Origin of the sequence: Streptomyces sp. NBC_00239, assembly GCF_036194065.1 — a bacterium.
In the GTDB taxonomy this organism is placed as follows: domain Bacteria; phylum Actinomycetota; class Actinomycetes; order Streptomycetales; family Streptomycetaceae; genus Streptomyces.
Window position 1 is genome coordinate 7,406,928 of sequence record NZ_CP108095.1, and the last position, 24,749, is coordinate 7,431,676.

18 protein-coding genes are annotated in these 24,749 nt (G+C 74.6%); 8 read left to right on the forward strand and 10 right to left on the reverse strand.

The features are described from left to right. Nucleotides 1–145: 145 nt before the first annotated feature. Nucleotides 146–1,903 (forward strand): glycoside hydrolase family 35 protein, encoded by a 1,758-nt coding sequence (locus OG764_RS32820; RefSeq protein WP_328971963.1) that lies wholly within the window; start codon nt 146–148, stop codon nt 1,901–1,903. A gap of 31 nt (nt 1,904–1,934) precedes the next feature. Here OG764_RS32820 and OG764_RS32825 read toward each other — a convergent pair whose 3' ends face one another. Then, complete coding sequence (locus tag OG764_RS32825) at nt 1,935–2,810, reverse strand: ABC transporter permease (protein ID WP_328971964.1); 876 nt, start codon at nt 2,808–2,810, stop codon at nt 1,935–1,937. Then, nucleotides 2,807–5,590 (reverse strand): alpha/beta fold hydrolase, encoded by a 2,784-nt coding sequence (locus tag OG764_RS32830; protein WP_328971965.1) that lies wholly within the window; start codon nt 5,588–5,590, stop codon nt 2,807–2,809. The genes OG764_RS32825 and OG764_RS32830 overlap by 4 nt, the downstream gene beginning before the upstream one ends. Before the next feature lie 309 nt (nt 5,591–5,899). Between OG764_RS32830 and OG764_RS32835 the strand changes: the two genes are divergently transcribed. The 3 genes from OG764_RS32835 to OG764_RS32845 all read left to right on the forward strand — a co-directional run bounded on the left by OG764_RS32835 (nt 5,900) and on the right by OG764_RS32845 (nt 11,394). After that, nucleotides 5,900–9,337, forward strand: coding sequence for an endo-alpha-N-acetylgalactosaminidase family protein (locus tag OG764_RS32835; protein WP_328971966.1), 3,438 nt, complete (start codon nt 5,900–5,902; stop codon nt 9,335–9,337). A gap of 200 nt (nt 9,338–9,537) precedes the next feature. Beyond that, nucleotides 9,538–10,803 carry a CapA family protein gene (locus tag OG764_RS32840; RefSeq protein WP_443056117.1) on the forward strand — a complete coding sequence of 422 codons (1,266 nt, stop codon included), beginning with the start codon at nt 9,538–9,540 and terminating at the stop codon, nt 10,801–10,803. Between the two features lie 99 nt (nt 10,804–10,902). After that, on the forward strand, nt 10,903–11,394 hold the full coding sequence (locus OG764_RS32845) for a phosphatase domain-containing protein (protein WP_328971967.1): 492 nt from the start codon (nt 10,903–10,905) through the stop codon (nt 11,392–11,394). Nucleotides 11,395–11,623: 229 nt separating this feature from the next. Here OG764_RS32845 and OG764_RS32850 read toward each other — a convergent pair whose 3' ends face one another. Then, nucleotides 11,624–11,839, reverse strand: coding sequence for a dodecin (locus tag OG764_RS32850; protein ID WP_328971968.1), 216 nt, complete (start codon nt 11,837–11,839; stop codon nt 11,624–11,626). Between the two features lie 332 nt (nt 11,840–12,171). Between OG764_RS32850 and OG764_RS32855 the strand changes: the two genes are divergently transcribed. The 3 genes from OG764_RS32855 to OG764_RS32865 all read left to right on the forward strand — a co-directional run bounded on the left by OG764_RS32855 (nt 12,172) and on the right by OG764_RS32865 (nt 15,323). Next, the gene (locus tag OG764_RS32855) at nt 12,172–13,425 is read left to right on the forward strand and encodes an extracellular solute-binding protein (protein WP_443056118.1); all 1,254 of its coding nucleotides are present in this window, start codon (nt 12,172–12,174) and stop codon (nt 13,423–13,425) included. Between the two features lie 162 nt (nt 13,426–13,587). Then, nucleotides 13,588–14,454: a GNAT family N-acyltransferase gene (locus OG764_RS32860; protein ID WP_328971969.1), complete on the forward strand. Its 867-nt coding sequence runs from the start codon at nt 13,588–13,590 to the stop codon at nt 14,452–14,454. Further along, on the forward strand, nt 14,451–15,323 hold the full coding sequence (locus OG764_RS32865) for a lysophospholipid acyltransferase family protein (RefSeq protein ID WP_328971970.1): 873 nt from the start codon (nt 14,451–14,453) through the stop codon (nt 15,321–15,323). The genes OG764_RS32860 and OG764_RS32865 overlap by 4 nt, the downstream gene beginning before the upstream one ends. Here OG764_RS32865 and egtD read toward each other — a convergent pair. From egtD to OG764_RS32900, 7 genes are all read right to left on the reverse strand, one after another. Continuing rightward, nucleotides 15,218–16,180, reverse strand: a complete 963-nt coding sequence (gene egtD, locus OG764_RS32870; protein WP_328971971.1) for an L-histidine N(alpha)-methyltransferase — start codon at nt 16,178–16,180, stop codon at nt 15,218–15,220. The two genes, OG764_RS32865 and egtD, sit on opposite strands and share 106 nt — an antisense overlap. After that, nucleotides 16,177–16,935: an ergothioneine biosynthesis protein EgtC gene (egtC, locus tag OG764_RS32875; protein ID WP_328971972.1), complete on the reverse strand. Its 759-nt coding sequence runs from the start codon at nt 16,933–16,935 to the stop codon at nt 16,177–16,179. The genes egtD and egtC overlap by 4 nt, the downstream gene beginning before the upstream one ends. Further along, entirely contained in the window at nt 16,935–18,245 is a 1,311-nt protein-coding gene (gene egtB, locus OG764_RS32880; RefSeq protein ID WP_328971973.1) for an ergothioneine biosynthesis protein EgtB, read from the reverse strand. The genes egtC and egtB overlap by 1 nt, the downstream gene beginning before the upstream one ends. After that, entirely contained in the window at nt 18,242–19,525 is a 1,284-nt protein-coding gene (gene egtA, locus OG764_RS32885) for an ergothioneine biosynthesis glutamate--cysteine ligase EgtA (RefSeq protein ID WP_328971974.1), read from the reverse strand. The genes egtB and egtA overlap by 4 nt, the downstream gene beginning before the upstream one ends. A 492-nt stretch (nt 19,526–20,017) precedes the next feature. After that, complete coding sequence (locus tag OG764_RS32890) at nt 20,018–20,479, reverse strand: type II toxin-antitoxin system PemK/MazF family toxin (protein ID WP_328971975.1); 462 nt, start codon at nt 20,477–20,479, stop codon at nt 20,018–20,020. Then, nucleotides 20,476–21,972, reverse strand: coding sequence for an amidase (locus OG764_RS32895; RefSeq protein ID WP_328971976.1), 1,497 nt, complete (start codon nt 21,970–21,972; stop codon nt 20,476–20,478). The genes OG764_RS32890 and OG764_RS32895 overlap by 4 nt, the downstream gene beginning before the upstream one ends. Nucleotides 21,973–22,158: 186 nt before the next feature. Beyond that, nucleotides 22,159–23,409 carry an MFS transporter gene (locus tag OG764_RS32900; protein ID WP_328971977.1) on the reverse strand — a complete coding sequence of 417 codons (1,251 nt, stop codon included), beginning with the start codon at nt 23,407–23,409 and terminating at the stop codon, nt 22,159–22,161. A gap of 209 nt (nt 23,410–23,618) precedes the next feature. Between OG764_RS32900 and OG764_RS32905 the strand changes: the two genes are divergently transcribed. Continuing rightward, nucleotides 23,619–24,734 (forward strand): LacI family DNA-binding transcriptional regulator, encoded by a 1,116-nt coding sequence (locus tag OG764_RS32905; protein WP_328971978.1) that lies wholly within the window; start codon nt 23,619–23,621, stop codon nt 24,732–24,734. Nucleotides 24,735–24,749 lie beyond the last annotated feature (15 nt).

Here is a 24,749-nt window from a genome sequence, read left to right on the forward strand (position 1 = left end):
TCCCGCTGCCGCACCCACCGGACCGGCCGCGCGCCGACGGCGCTCCTCGTACACCGGTCCGGATGCCGTGCGTCCGTTCCTTCGTCCATGAACTGCCGATCTTTGTCCATGGACGGGCCGCCCGCCAGAGGGCGAGGGTGGGGCCGTGAGCGATTTCCGAGTGGGCGAGGAACACTTCGAGCTGGACGGCAGGCCGGTGCGGCTGCTCTCCGGCGCGCTGCACTACTTCCGGGTGCACGAAGGGCAGTGGCGGCACCGGCTCGCCATGCTGCGCGCGATGGGCCTCAACTGCGTCGAGACGTACGTGCCGTGGAACCTCCACGAGCCCGTCCCCGGCGAGTACCGGGACGTGGCCGCGGTCAGCCGCTTCCTGACCGCGGTGCGCGAGGCAGGCCTGTGGGCGATCGTGCGGCCCGGCCCGTACATCTGCGCGGAATGGGAGAACGGCGGCCTGCCGCACTGGGTCACCGGGCCGTTCGGGCCGCGCGTGCGCACCCGCGACGCCGAGTACCTGGCCTGCGTGGACGCCTGGTTCGCGGAACTGCTGCCGCTGATCGTGCCGCACCAGATCACCGCACCCGGCGGCGGCCCCGTGCTGATGGTGCAGGTCGAGAACGAATACGGCTCCTACGGCTCGGACCGCCGCTACCTGCGCCACCTCGCCGACACGCTGCGGGCCGGCGGGGTGACCGTACCGCTGTTCACGTCCGACGGGCCCGAGGACCACATGCTCACCGGCGGCTCCCTGCCCGGGATCCTCGCCACCGCCAACTTCGGCTCCCAGGCCGCCGCCGCCTTCGACACCCTGCGCCGCCACCAGCCCAAGGGCCCCCTGATGTGCATGGAGTTCTGGTGCGGCTGGTTCAACCACTGGGGCGCCGGGCACATCGGGCGCGCCGCCGCCGACGCCGCCGCCACCCTGCGCGAGATCCTCGAACAGGGCGCCTCCGTCAACCTGTACATGGCGCACGGCGGCACCAGCTTCGGCGGCTGGGCCGGCGCCAACCGGGCCGGTGAACTCCACGACGGGCCGCTCCGGGCGGACGTCACGTCCTACGACTACGACGCGCCCGTGGACGAACGCGGCCGGCCCACCGCGAAGTTCGAGGCGTTCCGCGAAGTACTGCGGGACTACGCCGACGGCCCGCTGCCGGCCCTGCCGCCCGCCCCGCCGGTCCTCGACGGGCCCGCCACCGCCGAACTCACCGCCTGGACCTCTCTGGACGAGGTCATCGCCGCCCTCGGCGGACCCGAGCGGACCTTCGGCGCGCCGCCCACCTTCGAGGAACTCGGCGTGGACCGCGGGCTGGTGCGCTACCGCACCACCGTGCCCGGCCCCCGGCAGCCCTACCCGCTGAGCGTGCCGGGCCTGCGCGACCGCGCCGTGGTCCTCGTCGACGGGGTCCGCGCCGGCATCCTCACCGAGGAGGACCACACCCTGCCCGAACCCGTGCCGGGCCCCGCCCGGATCGACCTGTGGGTGGAGTCCCTGGGCCGGGTCAACTACGGCCCCCGGCTCGGCGAACCCAAGGGCATCACCGGCGGCATCCGGCACGAACGCCAGTACCTGCACGGGGTGCGGGCCCGCGGGCTGCGCCTGGACGCCTTCGAAGACGAGGCCCGGCTGCGCGCCCTGCCCGCGGACCCGCCGCCCGCCGGCGCCCCCGGCCTGTACCGCGGCACCGTCGAGGTCGCCGGCCCCGGCGACGCCCGCCTCACCCTGCCCGGCTGGACCCGCGGATTCGTCTGGGTGAACGGCTTCAACCTGGGCCGCTACTGGTCCGCCGGCCCCCAGCACGAGCTGTACGTCCCCGGCCCGGTGCTCCGTACCGGCGGCAACGACGTCCGGGTGCTCGAACTCGAACAGGCCCCGGCCGCCCCCGCCGTCCGCCTCGCACCGTGAAAGGCGCAGGCACAAGGCGGGGGCGGACGGCCTACGAGGTGATGTCCTTGCGGGCGAACCCCCGGAACGCGAGGGCGAACAGGACCAGCGCGTACGCCGTCGACACCGCCGCGCCCTTCACCATCCCGCCCCACTCCAGATGCGGCTGGAGCGCGTCCGCCCACGCGAACTGCCAGTGCGCGGGCAGGAATTCACGCCACGACCCGAGCGCGGTCACCGCGTCCAGGACGTTGCCAACGATGGTCAGCCCGACGGCCCCGCCGACCGCGCCCAGCGGCGCGTCGGTACGGGTCGACAGCCAGAACGCCAGTCCCGCCGTGACCAGTTGGGACACGAAGACGAAGCCGACCACGAGGGCCAGCCGAGGCACCGCCTGGCCCGCCGGCAACGCACCGCCGGTGGGCAGTTGCAGCGGCCCCCAGCCGTACGCGACCGTACCCGCGGCCAGCGCCACCACCGGCAGCAGCACCATCGCCGCCAGACTGAAGCCGAGCGCGACGACCATCTTGCTCCACAGCAGCCGCACCCGCGGGACGGGAGCCGCCAGCAGGTAGCGCAGCGAGGACCAGCTCGCCTCGGACGCCACCGTGTCCCCGCAGAACAGCGCCACCGGCACCACCAGCAGGAAGCCCGCCGACACGAACAGGCAGGTCACGGTGAAGTTCACGCCCGACACCGTGGCCCGGTCGATGAGCGTGATCCGCTCCCCGCCGTCCCCGCCGCCGGAGGGACCGCCCCCCACCGCGAACGCCGCGATCAGCACGAACGGCAGCGCCGCCAGCACCCCGCCCATGACCAGGGTCCGGCGCCGCCGCCACTGGCGCAGCGCCTCCACCCGCAGCGGCAGCGTGTGCCGCGCCCGGTAGCCGGGCGCGCTCTGTGCCGCAGGCTCGCTCCGCACGCTCATGACGGTCCTCCGATCAGGGTGAGGAACGCGTCCTCCAGGCGCCGGTGCGGACCGACACCGGTCACCGGCAGGTCCATCCGTACGAGTTCGCCGATCAGCTCGGCCGGGGTCGCGCCGTCCAGGCGGACGAGCAGCCCGTCCTCGGAGCGGGTCACCGACCCCACCCCCTCCAGCGCGGCCACCTTTCCGACGACGGTCTCGCCCGCCGGGTCCTCCAGGGTCACCAGCAGGGTGTCGCCGCCGCCGGTGATCTCGGCGACCGGGCCCGCCTGCACCAGCCGGCCGCGGTCCATGACCACCAGGTGCGTGCAGGACTGCTCGACCTCCGAGAGCAGGTGGCTGGAGACGATGACCGTCCGGCCCGCGGCCGCGTACCGGATCATCACCTCGCGCATCTCGCGGATCTGCGGCGGGTCCAGACCGTTCGTCGGCTCGTCGAGGATCAGCAGGTCCGGCAGCCCCAGCATCGCCTGCGCGAGGGCCAGGCGCTGCCGCATGCCCTGCGAGTACGTCCGTACGGCCCGCTCCAGGGCGTCGCCGAGCCCGGCGATCTCCAGGGCCTCCGCCAGGTGCGCGTCCTCGGCGGGCCGCCCGGTGGAGCGCCAGTACAGGTCCAGGTTGGCCCGCCCGGACAGGTGCGGGAGGAAGCCCGCGCCCTCGACGAACGCGCCCACCCGCGACAGCACCGGCGCGCCCGGCCGGATCGCGTGCCCGAACACCCGGATCTCGCCGTCGTCCGGCCGGATCAGCCCCATCAGCATCCGCAGCGTGGTCGTCTTGCCGGCGCCGTTGGGCCCGAGCAGGCCCAGCACCTGACCCTGCCCGACCTCGAACGACAGGTCACGGACCGCGTACCGGTCGGCGGCCTTCGCGTACCGCTTGGTCAGCCCCGTGATCCGCAGCGGCACCCCGGCGAGCTCCGGGTCCGGAGCGGGCACCGTGCCGCGCCGCCGGACACCGGCCAGGAGCAGCGCGGCGAGGGCGGCGGCGCCGAGCGGCAGCCCCCACGTCCACCACGGCAGCCCCGCGGAGCCCGTGGCGACCTCGGGGGCGACCGGCACGGACAGGGGGCCGCGGACGGCCACCGTGTACGTGGCGGGCGCGGCGGGGGTGGCGTAGCCGAGGTCGGTGGCCGCGAGGACGAGCCGCAGCCGGTGCCCGGCCTGCACGGCGTGGTCCACGGGCGGCAGGGTCAGGGTGACGGTACGGCCGGCGGCGGCGCCCGTCACCCGGACCGGGGCGACGAGCTGGCCGGGCAGCACCTGCCGGCGCCCGTCCGGAGCCACGTCGTAGACCTTCCCGAACAGCACCGCCGAGCCGTCCGCGGCCGTCGAGCGCACGTGCACGGCGACGGTGGGGGAGCCGGTGATCCGCAGCCCGGAGCCGAGCGGCGCCGAGTCGAACCGGGCGTGCTGGCCGGGGAAGTCGAGTGCCAGACCGGTGCCGAAGGCGGCGAGCTGCCCGCCGATGCCGGGCAGCGAGGACAGGGCGGGCGGCGCGCCGCCCGCCGGGTTGGCGAAGCTCTGCTCGCGGCCGGTGACCGCGACGGTGTCCCGGCGGCTGCCTCCGAGCCCGGGGTAGCGGGCGCCGCTCGCGCCGCGCAGCCGCACCTCGCCGTCGGTGCTGTCGATGCCGCCGGTCCGCGAGACCCGGAAGGCGGGGCCGGTGTCCGCGCCCCGGTCGTCCTTGAGGTGGCGGTCGAACCAGGCCGCCACCCGGGCCTCGACGCGGTCCGCTTCGCGGAGCCCGCCGTCGTGGCCGCCGGCCGCCCAGTCGACCGCGACCGGCGCGCCGTTCGCGGTGATCGCCCGGGCCATCGCGTCGGCCTGGTCGAGTGGGAAGAGGGAGTCCGCCTGGCCCTGCACGATCAGGGCCGGGACCCGGATCCGGGAGGCGACCGCGGACGGGCTGCGTGCTTCGAGCAGCGCGCGGGCGGCCGCGTCCGGCCGGCCGGCCACGGCCACCCGCTCGTACATCGCGCACAGTTCCGGCTGGAACCGTCCGCAGCCCACCGGACCCACCGGGCCGGCCGGCCGGGTCGGCTCGCCGGGCCCCGGCCGCGCCGCGCCCCCAGCCTGCTCCTGTTCTCGCCCCCGCGCCTGTCCCTGCGGCTGCTGGTCCGGCTGTGCGGGCGCCGGGGCTTCCCGGGCCGGGCCGAACACCGGGGTCGCCGAGCCGGTGCCGAAGAACACGCCCGCCCACAGCTTCTTGAACACGCCCTGGGGGAACAGGGAATCGGCCAGGTTCCAGTAGGTGATCTGCGGGGCGATCGCGTCCACCCGCCGGTCGTGCCCGGCGGCGAGCAGCGCGACGGCGCCCCCGTACGAGGCACCCGCGACGCCCACGCGGGGGTCCCCGGCCGCGTCGAGCCGTACCTCGGGCCGCGCCGCCAGCCAGTCGACCAGTCGGGACACGTCCTTGACCTCGTGGTCCGGGTCGTTGAGCCCGATCCGGCCGCCGGAGCCGCCGAAGCCGCGCGCCGACCAGGTCAGGACGGCGTACCCGTCGCGCGCCAGCCGTTCGGCCTGCGCGCGCACGTCGTCCTTGCTGCCGCCGAAGCCGTGGCCGAGCAGGACCGCGGGCCGCCGGCCCGCCCCGCCCGCCGTGAAGTACGAGGTGTCGATCGCGGCGCCCGGCATCCGCAGCATCCGGTCCGTGCGGTGCACGTCCGGTGGCCCGCCGGACGCGGTGGCGCTCCAGGTGCCGGCGCCCGCCGCCAGCAGGAGGGCCGCCGCACCGGCGAAGAGGCGCCCGCGGCGCCCGGGCAGTCTGATCTGCATGCTCGAACACTAAACGGCCCCCGCCGTGGGGGTGGTGGCCTCCAGAGGTAGTTGCCTCCCCTCCCTGCGGCGTACGGCCGGCGGCCGCCGTACCGCGTCCGCGGTACCCCGGCAGAGGGACACCCCGCGCGAGCGGAGGAGAGAAGTCCATGACCGCCCGCCGGTTTGTCCATGGGCTGCCGTTCCCGCCGCGCGCCAAGCTGACCCGTCGACGACCGGCCGCGCCAACGGCCGGCGAACGGCCAAAGAACCGACGAAGAACCGACGAAGAACCGAGTCGAACCGAGACGAACCGAGGGAGAACCCCCCATGCGCATCCCCCAGTGGGTCGCGGCGGCAGCGGCGGCCGGCCTGACGGCTCCGCTGCTCGCCGCCGTGCCCGCCGCCGCGTCCCCGGCGGCGGCCCCCGTCACCATCACCTCGCCCGAGCTGTCCGTCCGCGTGGACCCCGGCTTCCCCCGGGTGATCGGCTACACCCGGCGCGCCACCGGCGACGTACTCGAAGGCAACGAGGACACGCTCGGCACGATCGTCGTGAACGGCACCGCCTACACCCCTTCGGTCAGCTCCGCCGCCGCCGCCGACCGGGTCGACTACACGCTGGCCTTCTCCGGGGTCACCGTCCGGGCCCGGCTCGCGGTCACCGGATCCGTCCTCGAATTCCGGGTGACCGCCATCGAGGACACCGCGGCCCTGCGGGTGCGCACCCTGTCCGTCCCCGACCACAACCTGGTCAGCGTGCGCAGCACCCAGAGCGGCGCGGCCCTCGCCACCGCGAAGATGCACACGGCGACCACCGGCACCGGGGACACCTTCACGTCCGTCACCGGATCCACGCCCGTCGACGCCACCGCCGGCACGGTCATGTACGGGCTGCTCAACACCGGACGGCTGGCCGCCGCCGTCGACTCCAACTCGTACTACGACAAGCCCTCCGGCGGCACCGTCCGCGAGAACGGCCGGATCGCCAAGCAGGTCGTGGACAAGGGGACCTACCGCCGCGCCGGCCTGTGGAGCGGCGGCTGGGTCTACCGGGCGGAGGGCGCCGCCGACACCGACACCGAGCCGCTGCCGTACGCCCGGGTCGCGATCACCGGCGACCGCAACGGCGACGCCGTCGTGGACTGGCAGGACGCCGCCGTCGCCCACCGCGACATCTGGTCCGCGCCCACCGGCTGGCAGCAGACCGCCGACCGGGTGGTGCAGCGCATCCCCTTCAACTTCGCCTCGCAGGCCACCCATCCCTTCGCCCAGACCCTCGACGAGACCAAGCGGGTCGGCCTGGCCACCGACGGGCTCGGCCAGTTCGTCCTCCTCAAGGGCTACGCGTCCGAGGGCCACGACTCGGCGCACATGGACTACAAGAACATCGGCGCCAAGCTGGGCGGCGCCGCGGGCCTGCGCACCCTGACCTCCGCCGGGCACGCCTACAACGCCGACTTCGGCGTGCACGTCAACGCCACCGAGGAGTACCCGGTGTCGGCCACCTTCGACCCGTCGAAGCAGACCGGCGGGCTCGGCTGGGACTGGCTGGACCAGTCGTACTACGTGGACACCCGCAAGGACGGCCAGTCCGGCGACCGGCTGCGGCGCCTGCAGGACCTCAAGACGGCCGCCCCCGACCTCGACTTCCTCTACGTGGACGTCTGGTACGGGGACGGCTACGTCTCGCGGAAGCTGGCCCGCGAGATCACCGGCACGGGCCTCCAGGTCGCCACCGAATTCCCGGACTCCCTCACCGACCAGTCGCTGTGGCACCACTGGTCGGCCGACGTCGACTACGGCGGCAGCGACTACAAGGGCATCAACTCCACCATCGCCCGGTTCATCGGCAACCACACCAAGGACGACTGGATAGCCCGCCACCCGCTGCTCGGCGGCGCCGAGGTCACCGCGTACGAGGGCTGGCAGGGCAAGAAGGACTTCACGGCCTTCCTCAAGACCACCTTCGCCACCAACCTGCCGACCAAGTTCCTCCAGGAATCGCCGATCGTGAAGTGGACCGCCGACACGGTCACCCTCGCGAACGGCACCACCGTCACCAAGTCCGGCAACTCCCGCCGGATCACCAGCGGCGGCCGTACCGTGCTCGACGGCGGCGCGTTCCTGCTGCCCCGGGCCGGCAAGCTCTACCACTGGAACACCGCGGGCGGGGCCACCACCTGGACGCTGCCGGCCGGCTGGACCGCCCCCAAGCTGTACCGGCTGACCGACACCGGCCGCCGGTTCGTCTCCGACCTCACCGTCACCGGCGGCCGGGTCACCGTCAACGCCACAGCCGAGACCGCGTACGTGCTCTACGACGGCGCCGCGCCCGCCACCCCCGACCCGGCCTGGGGCGAGGGCACCCCGCTGCGCGACCCCGGCTTCTACGCCGGCAACCTCGACGCCTGGACGGTCACCGGCAGCGGCGCCGCCGTCGCCCGCAACGCACAGGGCCAGAGCGAACTCACCTTCGCCGCGGGCTCCGCACCGAAGGCCGCCCAGACCATGACCGGTCTGGCCCCCGGCACCTACGCGGCCTCCGTGTGGGTCACCACCCCGGCCGGCCGCAAGGCCACCCTCGCCGTCACCCCGGCCGGCGGCGCCCCGGTGTCCGTGCACGCCGACTCCTCGACGCTGACGAACAGTCTCGGCGGCAGCGAGAAGAACGGCACCAGGATGCAGCGGATGAAGGTCCTCTTCGACGTCCCCGCCGGCTCCTCGACCGCCACCCTGGAACTGTCCGCCGCGACCGGTGCCGGCACCGTGTACCTCGACGACGTACGGGTGGCGCGCTCGGCCCGCACCCCGGCCGGCGGCCACTGGTACGCCGAGGACTTCGAGAACCTCGACGCCGGGTGGGGCCCCTTCGCGTTCGGCGGCGCCGGCGGCTCGGCCACCGACCCGCGCACCCACGTCGCGCAACGCAACGCCCCGTACACGCAGGCGGGTTGGAACGGCAAGCTCGTCGACGACGTCATCGGCGGCAACAACTCGCTGAAGTCCCACGAGGAGCGCCAGGGCCTCGTCTACCGCACCCTGCCGCAGACCCTGAGGTTCACTCAGGGGCGCACCTACCGGGTGCAGTTCACGTACGAGGCGGCCTTCGGCGACGACTACCGCTTCGTGGTGGGCTCCGGCAGCGCGGAGAGCGTCACCGACCTGGGCCAGGCCCGCACGCCCACGGTCTTCACCAAGACGTTCACGGCCGGCGCGGACGCCTGGATCGGGATCCGCAAGGCGACCGCCGAGGGCTCGCACAACGAGGCCGACCTGATCCTCGACGACCTGGCCGTGGACGACCTCGGCGACGGCGGCACCGGCGAGAGCCTGGTCCCGCAGGCGCAGATGAGCGTCGCGTCGGTCGACAGCCAGGAGACCGCGGCCGAGGACGGCCGGGCCGTGAACGTGCTCGACGGGGACAGCGCCACCATCTGGCACACCCAGTGGTCCGCGGCCACCGCGCCGATGCCGCACCAGATCACCCTCGACCTCGGCGCCTCGTACAACGTCTCTAAGCTGCTCTACCTGCCCCGGCAGAGCCAGAGCAACGGCCGGATCGCCGGCTACGAGGTGTCCACCTCGACCGACGGGGTCACCTGGTCGACGCCCGCGGCCACCGGCACCTTCGCCGGCACGACCGCCCAGCAGGAGGCCGCGTTCACCCCGCGGCAGGCCCGCTACCTGCGGCTGCGCGCCACGAGCGAGGTCGGCGGCAACCCGTGGACGTCGGTGGCCGAACTCAACGTGGCCCACCGGCCCTGACCCGAGGGGGCCGGCCCGCTCCCGGCCGGCCCCCCTCTGCCCGGCCGTCCGGCCCGGTCCGTCCGGTCGGCAGGCGCGGGACCCCGTCAGGCAACCCATGCGAAAGTAATTCCATCTGACTGCGTGGACGTGCTCCTGTGCGCGGCGCCGCTGTCGCGCGCCGGGTGCGGTGGGCGGGGGGAAATCGGGAGGAAGCGCGCATGGTGCAGGACAGCAGGGGGGACGGGCCGCAGCAGGCGGCGTCCGGCCGGGGAGCCAAGAGGCTGCGGGTGGCCGCGGTGGCGGGACTCGTCGCCGTGGCCGCCGCGGTGTGGCTGGTGCCCGACTGGTCGGAGAGCGGCACGGGAGCCGCGGACGGCAGGCAGCAGATGCGCGCGGGCGGCGGCGCGGCCGCGAAGGAGCCGGCCGCACCCGCCGTGGACCGGCGGCCGTTCACCCTGGTCGCGACCGGCGACATCATCCCGTACCCGTCGATCATCGCGCGGGCCGCCGACGACGCCGGCGGGGGCGGCGAGAGCCACGACTTCCGCCGGATCCTCGCGGGCGTCAAGCCGCTCGTCGCCGCCGCCGACCTGGCCCTGTGCCACCACGAGATACCGTACGGGCGGCCGGGCGGCCCGTACACCGGCTACCCGACCTTCCAGGCGCCGCACCAGCTGGCCCGCTCCCTCAAGGACACCGGCTACGAAGGCTGTTCCACCGCCTCCAACCACACCCTCGACGCCGGCTGGGAAGGCCTGACCCGCACCCTCGACGGGCTGGACGCGGCGGGCCTGCGGCACGTGGGATCCGCCCGCACCCCCGAGGAGGCCCGCACCCCGGCCTGGTACACGGCGGGCGGCGCCAAGGTCGCCCAACTCTCTTACACGTACGGCACGAACGGCATCCCGCTGCCCGAGGGCAAGCCGTGGGCCGTGAACCTGATCGACCCGAAGAAGATCACCGCGGACGCCCGCGCGGCCCGCCGGGCGGGCGCCGAGGTGGTGCTGGTCAGCGTCCACTGGGGCACCGAGTGGCAGACCGCGCCCGACGAGCAGCAGCGCGAACTCGCGCAGGCGCTCACCGCCTCCCGCACCGGCGGCCTCCCCGACATCGACCTGGTCATCGGCACCCACAACCACGTGCCGCAGCCCTACGAGAAGGTCAACGGGGTGTGGGTGGTCTACGGGATGGGCGACCAGGTGGCCAGCTTCGTGCCCGCGGACAAGAAGCGCGGCAACATGTCCTCGGTGCCGCGCTTCACCTTCGCCCCACTGGCCGGGCACCCCGGCCGCTGGCAGGTGGCCAAGGCCGAATACTTCGTCCAGTACTCGGACATGGGGCCGCCGTTCCGCGTGGTGTGCGTCTCCTGCGCCCCGGCGCCGGCGAGGCGCGGCGAGGAATACGCGGCCGTGGAGCGGCAGGTGACCGAGGCGGTGCTCTCCCGCGGCGCGGCCGCCCAGGGCCTGACCCGCGCCACGCGCTGACTCCCGCCACGCACTGACCCGGCGCCAGCCGCCGACCGCGCGCCACGCGCCGACCCGGGCGCGGGCCGGGTGTCGGACCCGCCGCCTACGCTGGCCGCCATGAGTGATGACAGCAGGCGGCCGCTGGCCGTGTTCGATCTCGACGGGACCCTCGCGGACACCGCGCACCGGCAGCACTTCCTGGAGGGCCGGCCGCGGGACTGGGACGGGTTCTTCGGCGCCGCGCCGGCCGATCCGCCGCTGGCCCGCGGCGTCGAGCTGGCCGTGGCGAGCGCCGCGGACTGCGAGGTCGTGTACCTGACGGGGCGGCCCGAGCGCTGCCGCCGGGACACCCTGGACTGGCTGGCGGCGCAGGGCCTGCCGGAGGGCCGGGTGTGGATGCGCGGCAACCAGGACCGTCGGCCGGCCCGGCTCACGAAGCTGGAGGTGCTCCGGCGGATCGCGCGCGGGCGCGAGGTACGGATGCTGGTGGACGACGACGAACTGGTCTGCGAGGCCGCCCGCGCGGCCGGGTTCCGGGTGGTGCGCGCCGACTGGGCGGCCGCCTCGGCCGCACTGAAGGACGCCCAGGAACGCCAGGGCCGGACCTGAGGCGCGTACCTCGGGCACACGCCGGGGCCGGACCTGAGGCGCGCACCTCGGGCACACGCCGGGGCCGGACCTGACGCGGGCACCTCAGGCATCGAGCCGCACCCGGGACGTCGGGCCGCACGCGGGACGTCGGGCCGCGACCGAGCCGCGGCCGTGGGCCTGAGTTACCGGGGGCGCGACCCGAGGCCGGCCGCTCCGTGGCTGCGGCCGGTCCCCGTCGCGGCGGCGGTCAGCCCTCGTCGTCGAGGCGGAAGCCCACCTTCAGGCCGACCTGGAAGTGCGCGATCTGCCCGTTCTCGATGTGGCCGCGCACCTGCGTGACCTCGAACCAGTCCAGGTTGCGCAGCGTCTGCGCGGCCCGCTCGATCCCGTTGCGGATCGCCTGGTCGGTGCTCTCGTGGGACGTGCCGACGATCTCGGTCACGCGGTACGTGTGGTCGGACATGTGAACTCCCCGGTCGGTGGGCTGCCGTCTGCCCTTCCACGGTGCCCCACCGGGCCCGGCTCCGCGCGGCGTCCCGCGCGTGGCGGCGCCGGTGTCCGCCGGACGGGCGAGTGCTCGCTCCCGCACACCCGGCCGCCGCGCGCCTTCCTGTCGCGCGACAGAAATCACCTTCGGCCATGGAGCGTCCGGCGGGCGGAACGTTCCCCCTTGCTCCCTTTTATGTGGGTGCCACGTGGGGTTTCTGTGAAGGAAAGTGCCGCGAACCCCCTTGACCGAGGCATTGGTCCATGCCAATTTCAAGCCATCTGCGATCAACCCCGAAGGTGACATTCGTGAAGATGCGCTACCTTGCCGTGCCCACAGCCATCGTGGCGGCCACGGTCCTGACGGCCTGCGGCCTGCTCCCCGGATCGGGCGGCGGGACCAAGACGGTCACCGTCTGGCTGATGAAGGGCAGCGCCTCCGACGGCTTCCTCGAGCGGTTCACCGAGAGCTTCGAGCAGGAGCACGACGTCGACCTGGACATAAGGATCCAGGAGTGGACCGGCATCGTCGACAAGGTGAACGGCGTGCTCGACGGCAAGGAATCCGCCGACGTCATCGAGGTCGGCAACACCCAGGTGGCGCAGTACGCCGAGTCCAACGGCCTGAGCGAGCTCACCCTCGAAGGCCTGCGCGACTGGGGCGGCAAGGACTGGCTCACCGGCCTCGCCGAGCCCGGCAGCATCAACGGCGCCCAGTACGGCGCGCCCTGGTACGCCGCCAACCGCGTGGTCATCTACAACAAGGACCTCTTCCGCGCCGCGGGCGTCAAGGACACCCCCAAGACCCGCCGGGAATGGCTCGACACCACGGAGAAGCTGGACGAGGACGGCCGCCAGGGCATCTACCTGGCCGGACAGAACTGGTACGTGCTGGCCGGCTTCATCTGGGACGAGGGCGGCGAACTGGCCGTCGAGGGCGCCGGCCAGTGGAACGGCACCCTCGACACCCCGCAGGCCCTCAAGGGCATGGCGTTCTACAAGGAGCTCCAGGCCCTCGGCGACGGCCCCAAGGACGCCGACGAGGAGACGCCCCCGCAGGCCGAGGTCTTCGCACAGGGCAAGGTCGCCCAGATCATCGGCACGCCCGGCCAGGTCGCCCAGATCGAGCAGGCCAACCCCGGACTGCGCGGCAAGCTCGGCTTCTTCCCCGTCCCGGGCAAGACCGCCGACAAGCCCGGCGCGGTGTTCACCGGCGGCTCGGACCTGATCATCCCCGAGTCCACCGGCGACCGGCGCGCCGCCATCGAGGTGATCACCGCCCTGCTCAGCGAGAAGTGGCAGACCGAGCTGGCCCGCGAGATGAGCTACGTACCCAACAAGACCACCCTCGCGCACGTGGTCGAGGGCGACGAGGGCGCCGCCACCATGGCGATCGGCGCCACCCAGGGCCGGGCCACCCCCAAGTCCGCCCGCTGGGCCGAGATCGAGGCCAAGAACCCGATCAAGCCGTACATGACCTCCGTCCTGCTCGGCGCGGACCCCAAGCAGGCCGCCAAGCAGGCCTCCGCGGTCATCACCAAGGTGCTCAGCTCCGACCGCTGACCCCACCGGCACCGCCCCCGGACGGCGCGTACCCGGCATTCAGCATCCGCACATGTACGGGCCCCTGAGCCGTCATGTCGAATCCAGCCGGTCACGGAAGAAGTGAGGGAGCCAGGCCGCACACCAGCGGACCTGGCCCCTCAGCCCGGACCTGGAGCCGTCATGAGCATCGCGCCCGTCACGCCCGCACCCCTCGCCACCCCCACCCCCGCGGCCCCCCTCGTTTCCCCCGCGGCCCCCCTCGTCACTCCCGTCCCCACCGTGCCGGGCCCGTCCGCGGCCCACGCCGAGCCGGTCCCCGCCGGCCGCTACGCCGTCCGCCTGGCCCGCGACGAGAGCGAGGTGCGCGCCGCCCAGCGGCTGCGCCACCGGGTGTTCGCCGGCGAGCTGGGCGCCCGCCTGGAGGGCCCCGAGCCCGGCATCGACTCCGACGCCTTCGACGCGTACTGCGACCACCTGCTCGTCGTCGAGGAGGACAGCGGCGAGGTCGTCGGCACCTACCGGCTGCTGCCCCCCGAGCGCGCCGCCGTCGCCGGCCGGCTCTACTCCGACGGAGAGTTCGACCTCCGCAACCTCGACCCGATCCGCCCCGACCTCGTCGAGGTCGGCCGCTCCTGCGTCCACCCCGACCACCGCAACGGCGCCGTCATCGCGCTGATCTGGGCCGGCCTCGCCCGGTACATGGAGCAGAGCGGCCACAACTGGCTGGCCGGCTGCTGCTCGATACCGCTCGCCGACGGCGGCGGCCTCGCGGCCGCCACCCGGGACACCGTCCTGTCCCGCAACCTCGCCCCCGCGGAGCACCGGGTCACGCCCCGCCGGCCCTGGCGGTCCGACGGCGTGCCCCGCCCCGACCGCGCCGAGCTGCCCCCGCTGCTGCGCGGCTACCTGCGCCTGGGCGCCTGGGTCTGCGGCGAGCCCGCCCACGACGGGGAGTTCGGCGTCGCCGACCTGTACGTCCTGCTCTCGCTGCGCCGCACCAACCCCCGCTACCTGCGGCACTTCCTCTCGCTCGTCCCGTCGGCATGAGCGTCTGGCTGCCCGTCGCGCCCTGCACCCCGGGCGCCTGCGCCCGCCACGCGGGGCGCGCCGCTTCCGTACCGCACGCCGTCCTGCGGCTCGCCGCCGCGACGCTGCTCCTGCTGCTGGGGGTGGTGGCCGCGCCGCCGGTGCGGCTGCTCGCCCCCGGCCACCGGGAGCGGGCGGTCCGCACCTGGTGCCGGCTGCTGGTCCGGGCCCTCGGCGTCCGGATCCGGATCTCAGGCGGGCCCGGACCGGCCGGCGGCCGGCTGGTCGTCGCCAACCACATCTCGTGGCTCGACGTCCCGCTGGTCGCCGCCGCGCTGCCGAGCCGGATGCTGGCCAAGGCCGAGGTCGGCCGCTGGCCGGTGGTCGGTCCGCTGGCCGCGTCGGCGGGAACCCTGTTCATCGACCGGGACCGGATCAGGGCCCTGCCCGGCACGGTCGCCACCCTCGCCGACATCCTGCGCGCCGGGTCACGCGTGACGGTCTACCCGGAGGGCAGCACCTGGTGCGGGCGCGGCCGGGGCCCGTTCCGGCACGCCGCCTTCCAGGCCGCCCTGGACGCCGGGGTGCCCGTACAGCCGGTGAGCCTGGGCTACCGGCTGCCCGACGGGTCCACCGCCACCGCGCCCGCGTTCGTCGGGGACGACCGGCTCACTTCCTCGCTGTGGCGGATCGCCCGCGCCCGCGGGGTGACCGCCGAGATCCGGCTGCTGCCCCGGATCCCGGCGGGCCGTCACCCCGACCGGCGCTCCCTCGCCAGGGCCGCTCAGGCGGCCGTCGCCAGCGACAGCGCGAACCGCCCCGCCGCATCGGTCCACCACTGCGTCAGCTCCATGCCGGCCGCCGCCAGCTCCGCCCGTACGCCCTCCTGACGGAACTTCGCGGACACCTCGGTCCGGATCTCCTCACCGGCCGCGAACGGCACCACCAGGTCCAGCGCGCGCACCTTCACGCTGACCTCCTGGCGGGCCCGCAGCCGCATCTCGATCCACTCCCGCTCCCGGTTCCACACCGCCACGTGCTCGAAGTCGGCGGCGTGGAAGTCCGCGCCGAGCTCCCGGTCGATGACGGCGAGCACGTTCTTGTTGAACTCGGCCGTCACCCCCTGCGCGTCGTCGTACGCGGCCACCAGCGTGGCCTCGTCCTTCACCAGGTCGGTGCCCAGCAGCAGGGCGTCGCCGGGCGACAGCATCGCCCGTACCGCCCTCAGGAAGGCGGCGCGCTCGGCCGGCAGCAGATTGCCGATGGTCCCGCCGAGGAACAGCACCAGCCGCGGCCCCGACGACGGGGGCAGGGTCAGCGGCCGGGTGAAGTCGGCCATCAGGGCGTGCACCCGCAGCGCCGGGTGCTCGTCCAGGAGCGTCTTCGCGGCGCCCTCCAGCGCGCTCTCGCTGACGTCCACCGGCACGTACAGCTCCAGGCCCGGCATCGCCTCGATCAGGTGCCGGGTCTTCTCCGAGGACCCCGACCCCAGCTCGACCAGGGTCCGGGCGCCGCTCACCGCGGCGATCTCGGACGCCCGCGCCAGCAGGATCTCCCGCTCGGCGCGGGTCGGGTAGTACTCGGGCAGCCGGGTGATGTCCTCGAAGAGCTCGCTGCCGCGGCTGTCGTAGAACCATTTCGGCGGCAGCACCTTCGGGTGCGTCGTCAGGCCGTGCAGCACGTCGGCGCGCAGCGCGGCGTCGGCGGAGTGCTCGTCGAGGGTCCGGGTCATCAGGAAACGGCTCACGGTGTGGGCTCCTTGAGCGGGGTCAGCTGGACGGAGGTACGGGAAGCGGTGAGCAGGGTCCGGTCCGGCACCTCGGACCAGCGGGCGTCGTCGTCGTAGGGCTCGGAGGCGACCACCGTGCGGCGGGCCTGCGGGTCGGCCAGGTACCAGAGCGAGTCGCCCCAGGCGGTCGCGGCGATCGTGTGGCCGTCGGTGAGCAGCAGGTTCAGCCGGGATCCGGGTGCCGCCTCGGCCAGCTCCCGCACCGGCTCGGCGAGCGCGGTCCCCGGGTCCTCGCCTGCCCGCAGCCTTCGTGAGACCAGGGCCCACACGAAGGCGGAGTCGGTACGGGCGGCCAGCCGCAGCAGCTCGGCCGCCGGCAGACCCGCGGCGAGCGGGGCCGCGGACTCGGGCCAGCCCCGCACCGAACCGTTGTGGCTGAACAGCCAGGTGCCGTCCGCGAACGGGGCGGCCGCGGCCTCCCCGTCCGCGCCCGGCACCGTCGCGTCCCGGACGGCGGCCAGCACCGCCTCGCTGCGCACCACCCGGGCCAGGTCGCCGAAGGACAGGTCGCCCCAGACCGGGGCGGCCCGCCGGTAGCGGCCGGGCACCGGATCGCCCGGCGCGTACCAGCCGACGCCGAAGCCGTCGGCGTTGACCGTGCCGTACTTCTGCATCCGGGGCGCCCAGGACTGCCGCATCAGGCCGTGCACCGGCTCGGTCAGCAGCCGCGCCAGCGCCACCGGCGGGCCCAGATAGGCAAGGTGACGGCACATCAGGCGTCCCTCGCGGTGCGGAAGCCGGCGAAGATCTGCCGGCGCACCGGAAGGTCCCAGTTGCGGAAGGTGCCCCGGCAGGCCACCGCGTCCACGGCGAACGAGCCGCCGCGCAGCACCTTGTGCTCCGGACCGAAGAACACCTGCGAGTACTCCTTGTACGGGAAGGCGGTGAAGCCCGGGTACGGCTCGAAGTCGCTCGCCGTCCACTCCCACACGTCACCGATCAACTGCCGCACGCCCAGCGCCGACTGCCCCTGCGGGTAGCTGCCGGCCCGGGCCGGGCGCAGGTGGCGCTGACCGAGGTTGGCGTGCGCGGGAGTGGGGTCCTCGTCGCCCCACGGGTAGCGGGTGGAGCGGCCGGACGCCGGGTCGTACCGGGCCGCCTTCTCCCATTCCGCCTCGGTGGGCAGCCGTCGGCCGTCCCAGCGGGCGAAGGCGTCCGCCTCGTACCAGCTGACGTGCACGACGGGCTCGTCCGGCGGTACCGCCTCGGTGGCGCCGAACCGCCGGCGCACCCAGCCGCCGCCGCCCGGCTCCCGCCGCCAGAACAGGGGCGCCCCGATGCCGTGGCGCTGGATCTGCTCCCAGCCGGCCGGGTCCCACAGCCGCCGGTCACGGTAGCCGTCCTCGTCGATGAACACCTGGAAGTCGGCGTTGGTCACCGGCACCGTGTCGATCCAGAACGGTGCCACTTCCCGGACGTGCGCGGGCCGTTCGTTGTCCAGCGACCACGGCTCGGTGGAGGTGCCCATGGTGAACGGACCGCCGGGCACCAGGACTTCGTGCGCCGTCACCGCCGGGCCGCGCGGCGGATCCGGGTCCGGCGCCGCCAGTACGGGCGCCCCCTGCCGCAGCTGATGGGTGATCAGCATGGTTTCGTCGTGCTGCTGTTCGTGCTGGGCGATCATGCCGAAGGCGTAGCCGCCGTCGAGGAGCGCACTGCCCTCGAACGGGGTTGTCTCCAGTACGTCGAAGACCCGGCCGCGGACCTCGGCGGCGTACCGGCGGGCCTCCGCGGGAGACAGCAGCGGCAGCTTGGGCCGCTCGGCCCGCGGGTGCTCGAAGGCGTCGTACAGCGGGTCGATCTCCGGGTGCATGGGCTCGCGGCCGGCGACGTTCCGCAGCAGCCAGAGCTCTTCCATGTTCCCGATGTGCGCCAGGTCCCAGACCAGCGGGGACATCAGGGGCGAGTGCTGGGCGGTCAGGTCCCGCTCGCCGACGCAGTCGGTCAGGGCGGCGGTACGGGCACGGGCCGCAGACAGGGCCGCCAGCGCGCGCTCGCGCAGGGCCTCGGGTGCGTCGTTCACGTTCTCGGTCCCTCTCCGTGCTGGTATCGGTCGTACAGCTCGTCGGCGGGGCAGCGGCCGCGGGACACGTAACGGTCCTCGAAGGCGGCGACCGCGTCCCGGACCCGCCCGGAGGCGCCCATCCGCGGCAGCGCCTGGACCGCGGCCCGGAAGCAGGTCACGGCGACGGCCCGCAGGTCGGGATCGGCCGGCCCGTGCCGCGCCGCCGCCAGCCACAGCGGGTTGCGCGGCGCCGGCCGGGGACCGGCGCGGTCGCCGAGGCCCTTGACCGCGCGGTACGCGGTCTCCGAGGCCTCCAGGTCGTCGAAGAGCGCCGCGGCCACCGCCACCGGCACCATCCAGCCGTCCTCGCCGGGCTGCGCGTCGATCATCCGCAACTCCAGATGGCCGCGCGGGCGCACCGGCGGGAACAGCGTGGTCAGGTGGTAGTCCAGGTCCGCCGCGGTGGGCGGCCGCGGGCCGCCGGCGCGGACCCACTCCCGGAAGGTCAGCCCCTCGGGCACGTCCCAGGGCTGCCCGTCGCGGGCCCGGACGCACATCACGTCCGTGTCCAGGGCGTGCCGGGTCCATACGGTCCTGGGGTCCCCGTCCAGCGGCGGGGCGAGGGTCCGGCGGCCGTCGAGGTCGGTCCAGACCCCCTGCCGGGCGGACCGCCAGCCGGCGTACGGGCCGGCCGGGGCGGGCGAGTTGGCGAACGCCGAGACGAACACGGCGCCCAGCAGGTGGGACAGGCGCCAGCGCCGACCGTGGCCGAGCGGGCCCGGCTCCTCGTACCCGGCGTCCAGGCAGACCTGGACGGAGGCGGTCGCGCGCATCATCTGCCGGCCGGCGGGGCCGGTGCGGTCGAAGAAGGTCTCCATGGCCTCGTACCGCGGATGCCGCAGGATGCGGGGCCCGACCGGCTGCCGGGTGTCGTGGCCGAGGCCGTGCAGGGTCAGTCCGAGCGCGCCGAGTGCGGCGCGGACGGCGGTGAGGTCGGAGTCGAGACCGTCGATGCACTCCATGAGCGAGGCGGCGGGAAGCGAGCTGAGCTCCAGCTGGCCGCCGGGTTCGACGGTGAGCCTGGACTGCAGGGGCAGGGCCCCCACCGCGGCGTGTGCGGCTTCCAGGCGTTCGGGGGATACGGGGTGGTCGGGGTGGGCGCTGTCGAGCACGAGCCATTCGAGCTCGGCGCCGGTACATCGGGGTGGTCCTGTTTTGAAACAGATGCCGTGGACCAGCGCCTCGACCTCGGGCTCGGTGACCGCTCGGTCGCGGCCGCCGGGCAACTCCTGTGGCATGGCCGGATCCTCCTGTCGATGCCGTGACCGACCTACCCAATCCGGTGCAAGGGATCCACGGCAAGATCCCTTTGCGCCAACGCGCCCGGGGGCTGCGTCAGTTGTCGATACGGGGCCGGTCACCCGGGAATAGCGGGAGGAGGGGGCGGGACGGGGTGGGGGAGTCTGCAGGTGGGCGACCGGATCCGGGTGCCGGCACGGGGGCGTGCCGGAGGCTTCTGTCGGGGCGGGTGCCACGACAGAAATAGACTATATGGGGACAACTCGGTCGTTCCACGTGAAACATTTTCCGCTGAATACGCCCGGCGGGGGCGAACCCGCCTCCGGACGGGAGGCGGCCGGGCCGGTGCCGGCCCGGATACCGGACCCGGACCGGCGTCCGCGCGCACCCCGGCCGATGTCACGCGGCGCGCCCGTGCGGGCCCCGGTGCGTACGGGGCCAGACGGGGCCGTACGGGTGACGGCCGGGGCGCCCGGGGCCGTGCGGGGCGGTCAGCTCCAGCCGTAGCGCTCCCGCAGCCGGTCCGCCACGAGGTCGAACCGCCCCCGGTCCAGCGCGCACGCCTCCCGGCGCATGCCGTCCTCGTGCACGCGCAGCACCCGGTCCAGGTCCACCCACGACTCCCGGCCCGCGCCGTCCCACGGGCCGGTGCCGATCGGGACCCACTCCCGGTCCCGGTCGTGGCGCTTGCTGGACAGCTGCACCGCCAGCAGCGTGCCCGCCGCCTCCCGCGCCACCACCAGCACCGGGCGGTCCTTGCCCCGCCCGTCGTTCTCCTCGTACGGGACGAACGTCCACACGATCTCGCCCGGGTCGGGGTCGCCGTCGCGGACGGGCGCGTACGACATCCGCACCGGGCCGATGGCGCGCGGGTCCGCCTCGGCGGTCGCGGTCGGCCCGTCCCGGCCGGGCTGCTCGATGGAACCGTTGCCGTGGTGTGAAAGTGCCGTCATTCGGGCGAGGTTAGTGGCTCCAGGCGTCCCGCAGGAGTGGCCGCGCGGCCCGTGTCGGCCCCGCCGACGGCCGCGATCGCCGCGAGGTCCGGCGGCCGGTGGGCGAACCATCGCAGGTCCGCCTCCAGTTGGGCGGCGAGCGAGATCAGCAGCGGCTCACCGTGCGCGGGCCCCAGCAACTGCGCGCCGAGCGGCAGGCCGTCGGGGGAGAAGCCGGCCGGCACGTTCACCGCGGGCCAGCCCAGCACGTTCCACGTCCACGCGTACGGGCAGGCCGCGATCATCGCCCGGTCCGTCTCCAGCGCGCTCAGCCCCGACAGCGAGCCGATCCGGGGCGCGGCGGTGGCCGTCGTCGGGGTGAGGACCACGTCGAAGCGTCCGAAGATCTCCCCGATCCGCCGGTGCAGCAGCGCCTCCGAGCGCCGCGCCAGCCGCAGCGGCGCCCCGCCCAGCAGCCGGCCCGTACGGGCGGCCTCCCGGGTCCGCGGATCCAGCAGCGCGGGATCCGGCACCCGCTCCGCCCACTCCCGCACCCCGCCCGTGGCCCGCGGCACGAAGGTCAGCCCGATCTGCCCGTACCTCGGGTCGGCGGGCACCACCTCGTGCCCCAGCGCCTCCAGCCGCCCGGCCAGCCGCTCCACCGCCGCGCGCACCACCGGATCCAGCGCCTTGGGCGTCGCCGTGAACGGCATCCGGAAGGACAGCGCGATCCGCAGCCGCCGCGGCTCCCGGCGGGCCGCGGCGAGGGCCTCCACCGGCGGCGGCCGGTGCAGCTCGCCGGGGTGCTGCCCGCTCGCAGCGTCCAGCAGCAGCGCCGCGTCCGCGACCGTGCGCGCCAGCACCCCGTTGACCGTGATGCCCTGGAAGGCCTCCGGCTCCGGCCAGGTCGAGATCCGCCCGCGCTGCGGTTTGATCCCCACCAGATGCGTCCACGCCGCGGGGATCCGTACCGAGCCCGCGCCGTCGGAGCCCAGCGCCGCCGGCACCAGACCGGCCGCCACCGCCGCCGCGGAACCCCCCGAGGAGCCGCCGGGGGTGTGCCCTGGATGCCACGGGTTGCGGGTGTCACCGAAGGCCGGGCCCTCCGTCACCGGCCACTGGCCCAGCTCCGGGGTGTTGGTCTTCCCCACGATCACGGCCCCGGCCGCGCGCAGCCGCCGTACCGCCTCGCTGTCGGCGGCCTTGGGCGGGAACGCGCCGGGGCAGCCGAAGGCGGTCGGCTCCCCGGCCACGTCCATGTCGTCCTTCACGGCGAGCGGCACCCCGAGCAGCGGCAGCCGCTCCCCGGCCGCGCGCTGCCGGTCCCGCTCGGCGGCCTCGGCGAGCGCGGCCTCCCGGCGCACGATCCGGAACGCGTTCAGCACGGGCTGCGCGGCGTCGATCCGCGCCAGCGCCTGCCGGGTCAGCTCGGTGGCGGACACCTCTCCCCGGTCCAGCGCCCGTACCGTCTCCAGCAGGCCTGCCGCGTGAGCCGCGGCACTCGAATCCGCCATCGGACCTCCCCCGTTACCGATCGGTAGGGCCGACAGTAACGGGGGAGCGCGCCGGGCGTCAGGCCCATCCGTCCAACGAGGTCGTGAACCCTTCGCGGTCGTCCCGGTGAAGGGTGCGCCCGGCGCCCAAGACCGAACGGACCTCGAATCCGCGGTCGTTGAGGAGCGCGGCCCGCCCCCGCCCCCTCAGCGCACCGAGCGGATCGGCTTGACGGCGAGCGCGCCCGCCACGGACAGCACGGCGGCCACCACGAACAGCGCGGTGTAGCCGCCGCTCACGGAGACGATCAAGGACGCGATGAACGGCGCGACGATCTGCGGCCCGGCATTGGCGATGTTGAGCACTCCCATGTCGCGGGCGGCGTCCTCGGCCCGCGGCAGGACCATCGTCACCAGGGCCGTGTCCACGGCCATGTAGCAACCGAAGCCCAGACCGTTGACCACAGCGAACGCGAGCATCGCGGTCCAGCCGGCGGAGAGCGCGGGGATCAGCAGACCCAGCGCCGAGAGCAGCGCCGAGGCCCCGACCAACAGCTTGCGCCGGTCGTATCGGTCCGAGAGCCAGCCGCCGAGCACCGTCGAGACCACCATGGCGACGCTGGTCAGCGGCATCATCACGGCCACCGCCCGCTCGGGCTCCATGCCCTGCGGCAGCCGGGTGTGGTCCTGGAGGACGTACAGCTGGTACGCGCTGACCGAGAAGTAGCCGAGCACCAGCAGGGCCCGTCCGATGAACGCCCAGCGGAAGTCGTGCTCGCGCAGCGCGTCCGTGAAGGCGGCGAGCTGCGCCCGGACCGGCAGCGGCGCCCGGGCGGGCATCCGCCGCTCCGCGGTGCAGGTGGTGAACAGCACCGCGGAGACCGCCACGATCGCGCCGAACAGCAGGTAGCCGGTGCGGTAGTGGTCCGAGAACGCCGCGCCGAGCAGCGCGCCGACCGTGGAGCCGAAGGGCAGTCCGAGGCCCACCGCCGCCGAGGCCCTGCCGCGCGCGGCCACCGGCACCCGGTCGGGGACCACGGAGGTGATCGCGGCCTGGTAGGTGTTCATGACGGCCTGGCCGAGGCACCAGGCGATGGTGATCAGCAGGATGGTGTCGGCGAGGCCGAGCAGCAGCATCGCGGGCACGGCGAGCAGGCCGGCGCCCAGGATCCACGGATTGCGCCGTCCGGTGCGGTCGGAGAGGGCGCCCGCCACCGGGTTGAACACGGTCGCGAAGATAGCGGAGACCCCCGCGATCAGGCCGAAGTTCGCGACCTTGTGCGCCGGGTCGATCTCCTCGACCTGGAGGGCCAGCAGGACGCCCGCGACGCCGATGTAGAGCGCGTACATCGCGGTGTTGCCGAGGAGCAGCAGGGGCAGGAGGCCGCGCGCGGGCTTGGCGTCCGGGGGTGGGGAGGCGGCCGGGGCGGTGCCGGTGCCGGGGGAGGAAAGGGCCACGATGCCCTCCAGGGCAGGGGGTTCGGATACGAGGGGAAGCGCGCGGTGCGGGGTGGCCGCGCTCGCGGAGCCGTCAGGGCAGGGATGGTGGTGACGGCGGTGACCGACGTGATTACACGTGTCAATGAATCGTGTAACCACTGTGTAGCATTCGTTTCTGGCCATCCGCCAGACCTCGGCACCGGCCGGTCTGGAAAGATGCGACGGCAATGTCACAGCAACCGAAACCGCAGGCAGCCGCACCGGCCGCACCGGCAACCTCCGCCGCCCCGCCCGCCCCGTCCCGGACCGTGGGGAGCGCGCCCGCCGGATCCGCGTCCGCCGCGTCCGCCGCGTCCGCGCCGACCAGCGCCGACGTGGCCCGGCTGGCCGGCGTCTCGCGCGCGACCGTCTCGTACGTGCTCAACAACGCCGAGGCCGTCCGGATCAGCGAGCCCACTCGCCGCAAGGTCCGCGAGGCCGCCGAAGAGCTCGGCTACGTCCCGCACGCCGCGGCCCGCAGCCTGCGCGCAGGGCACACCCGGATCGTGCTGCTGCCCACCGCCCACGTGCCCGTCGGCCCGCTCTACAGCCGCTTCCTCAGCGAACTCCAGTGGGCGCTGCGCCGCCTCGACTACACCGTCGTCCAGTACGGCAGCCTCGGCCTGACCGGCGACCAGGCCGCCCGCGCCTGGGCGGAACTGCGCCCGGTCGCGGTGATCTCCCTCGGCGAGATCGCCCTCTCGCCCCGCAACGTCGACACCCTCAAGCGGGCCGGCGCCCGGGCCGTGATCACCCTCGGACCCGAGCGGGTGGCCGGGGCGCACGCGCTCGTCATCGACCAGCGCGAGGTCGGCGCCCGCGCCGCCGCCCACCTCCTGGAGCGCGGCCGCCGCCGCATCGGCGTGGTCGTCCCCGAGGAGGAGGGCTTCGACATGTTCTCCGCCCCCCGCCTCGAAGGCGTACGCGCGGCCGCCGCGGAGGCCGGCGCCGAGGTCACGGCGCTGCCCATGGCCTACACCGAGGAGTCCGCGGCCCGCCTCGCCGCGCGCCGCGCGGAGCTGGGCCTGGACGCCGTGTTCGCGTACAACGACGAGTACGCGATGCTGCTGATGCGGGCCCTCCAGGACGCCGGCACCGCCATCCCCGACGAGGTGGCCGTCATGGGCGCCGACGACCTGCTCCTCGGCCGCCTGCTGCGCCCGCGCCTGAGCACCGTACGGATCGACCTGCCCGGCGGGGACCGGCTCGCCGGCCTCGTCGACCGGCTGGTGCGGGAATCCGCCGGGGCCACCGAGCGGCACGACCTGATGGCCGCCCACGCGGTGGCCCGCGAGTCCACCTGACGCGGGGCCGCCGCC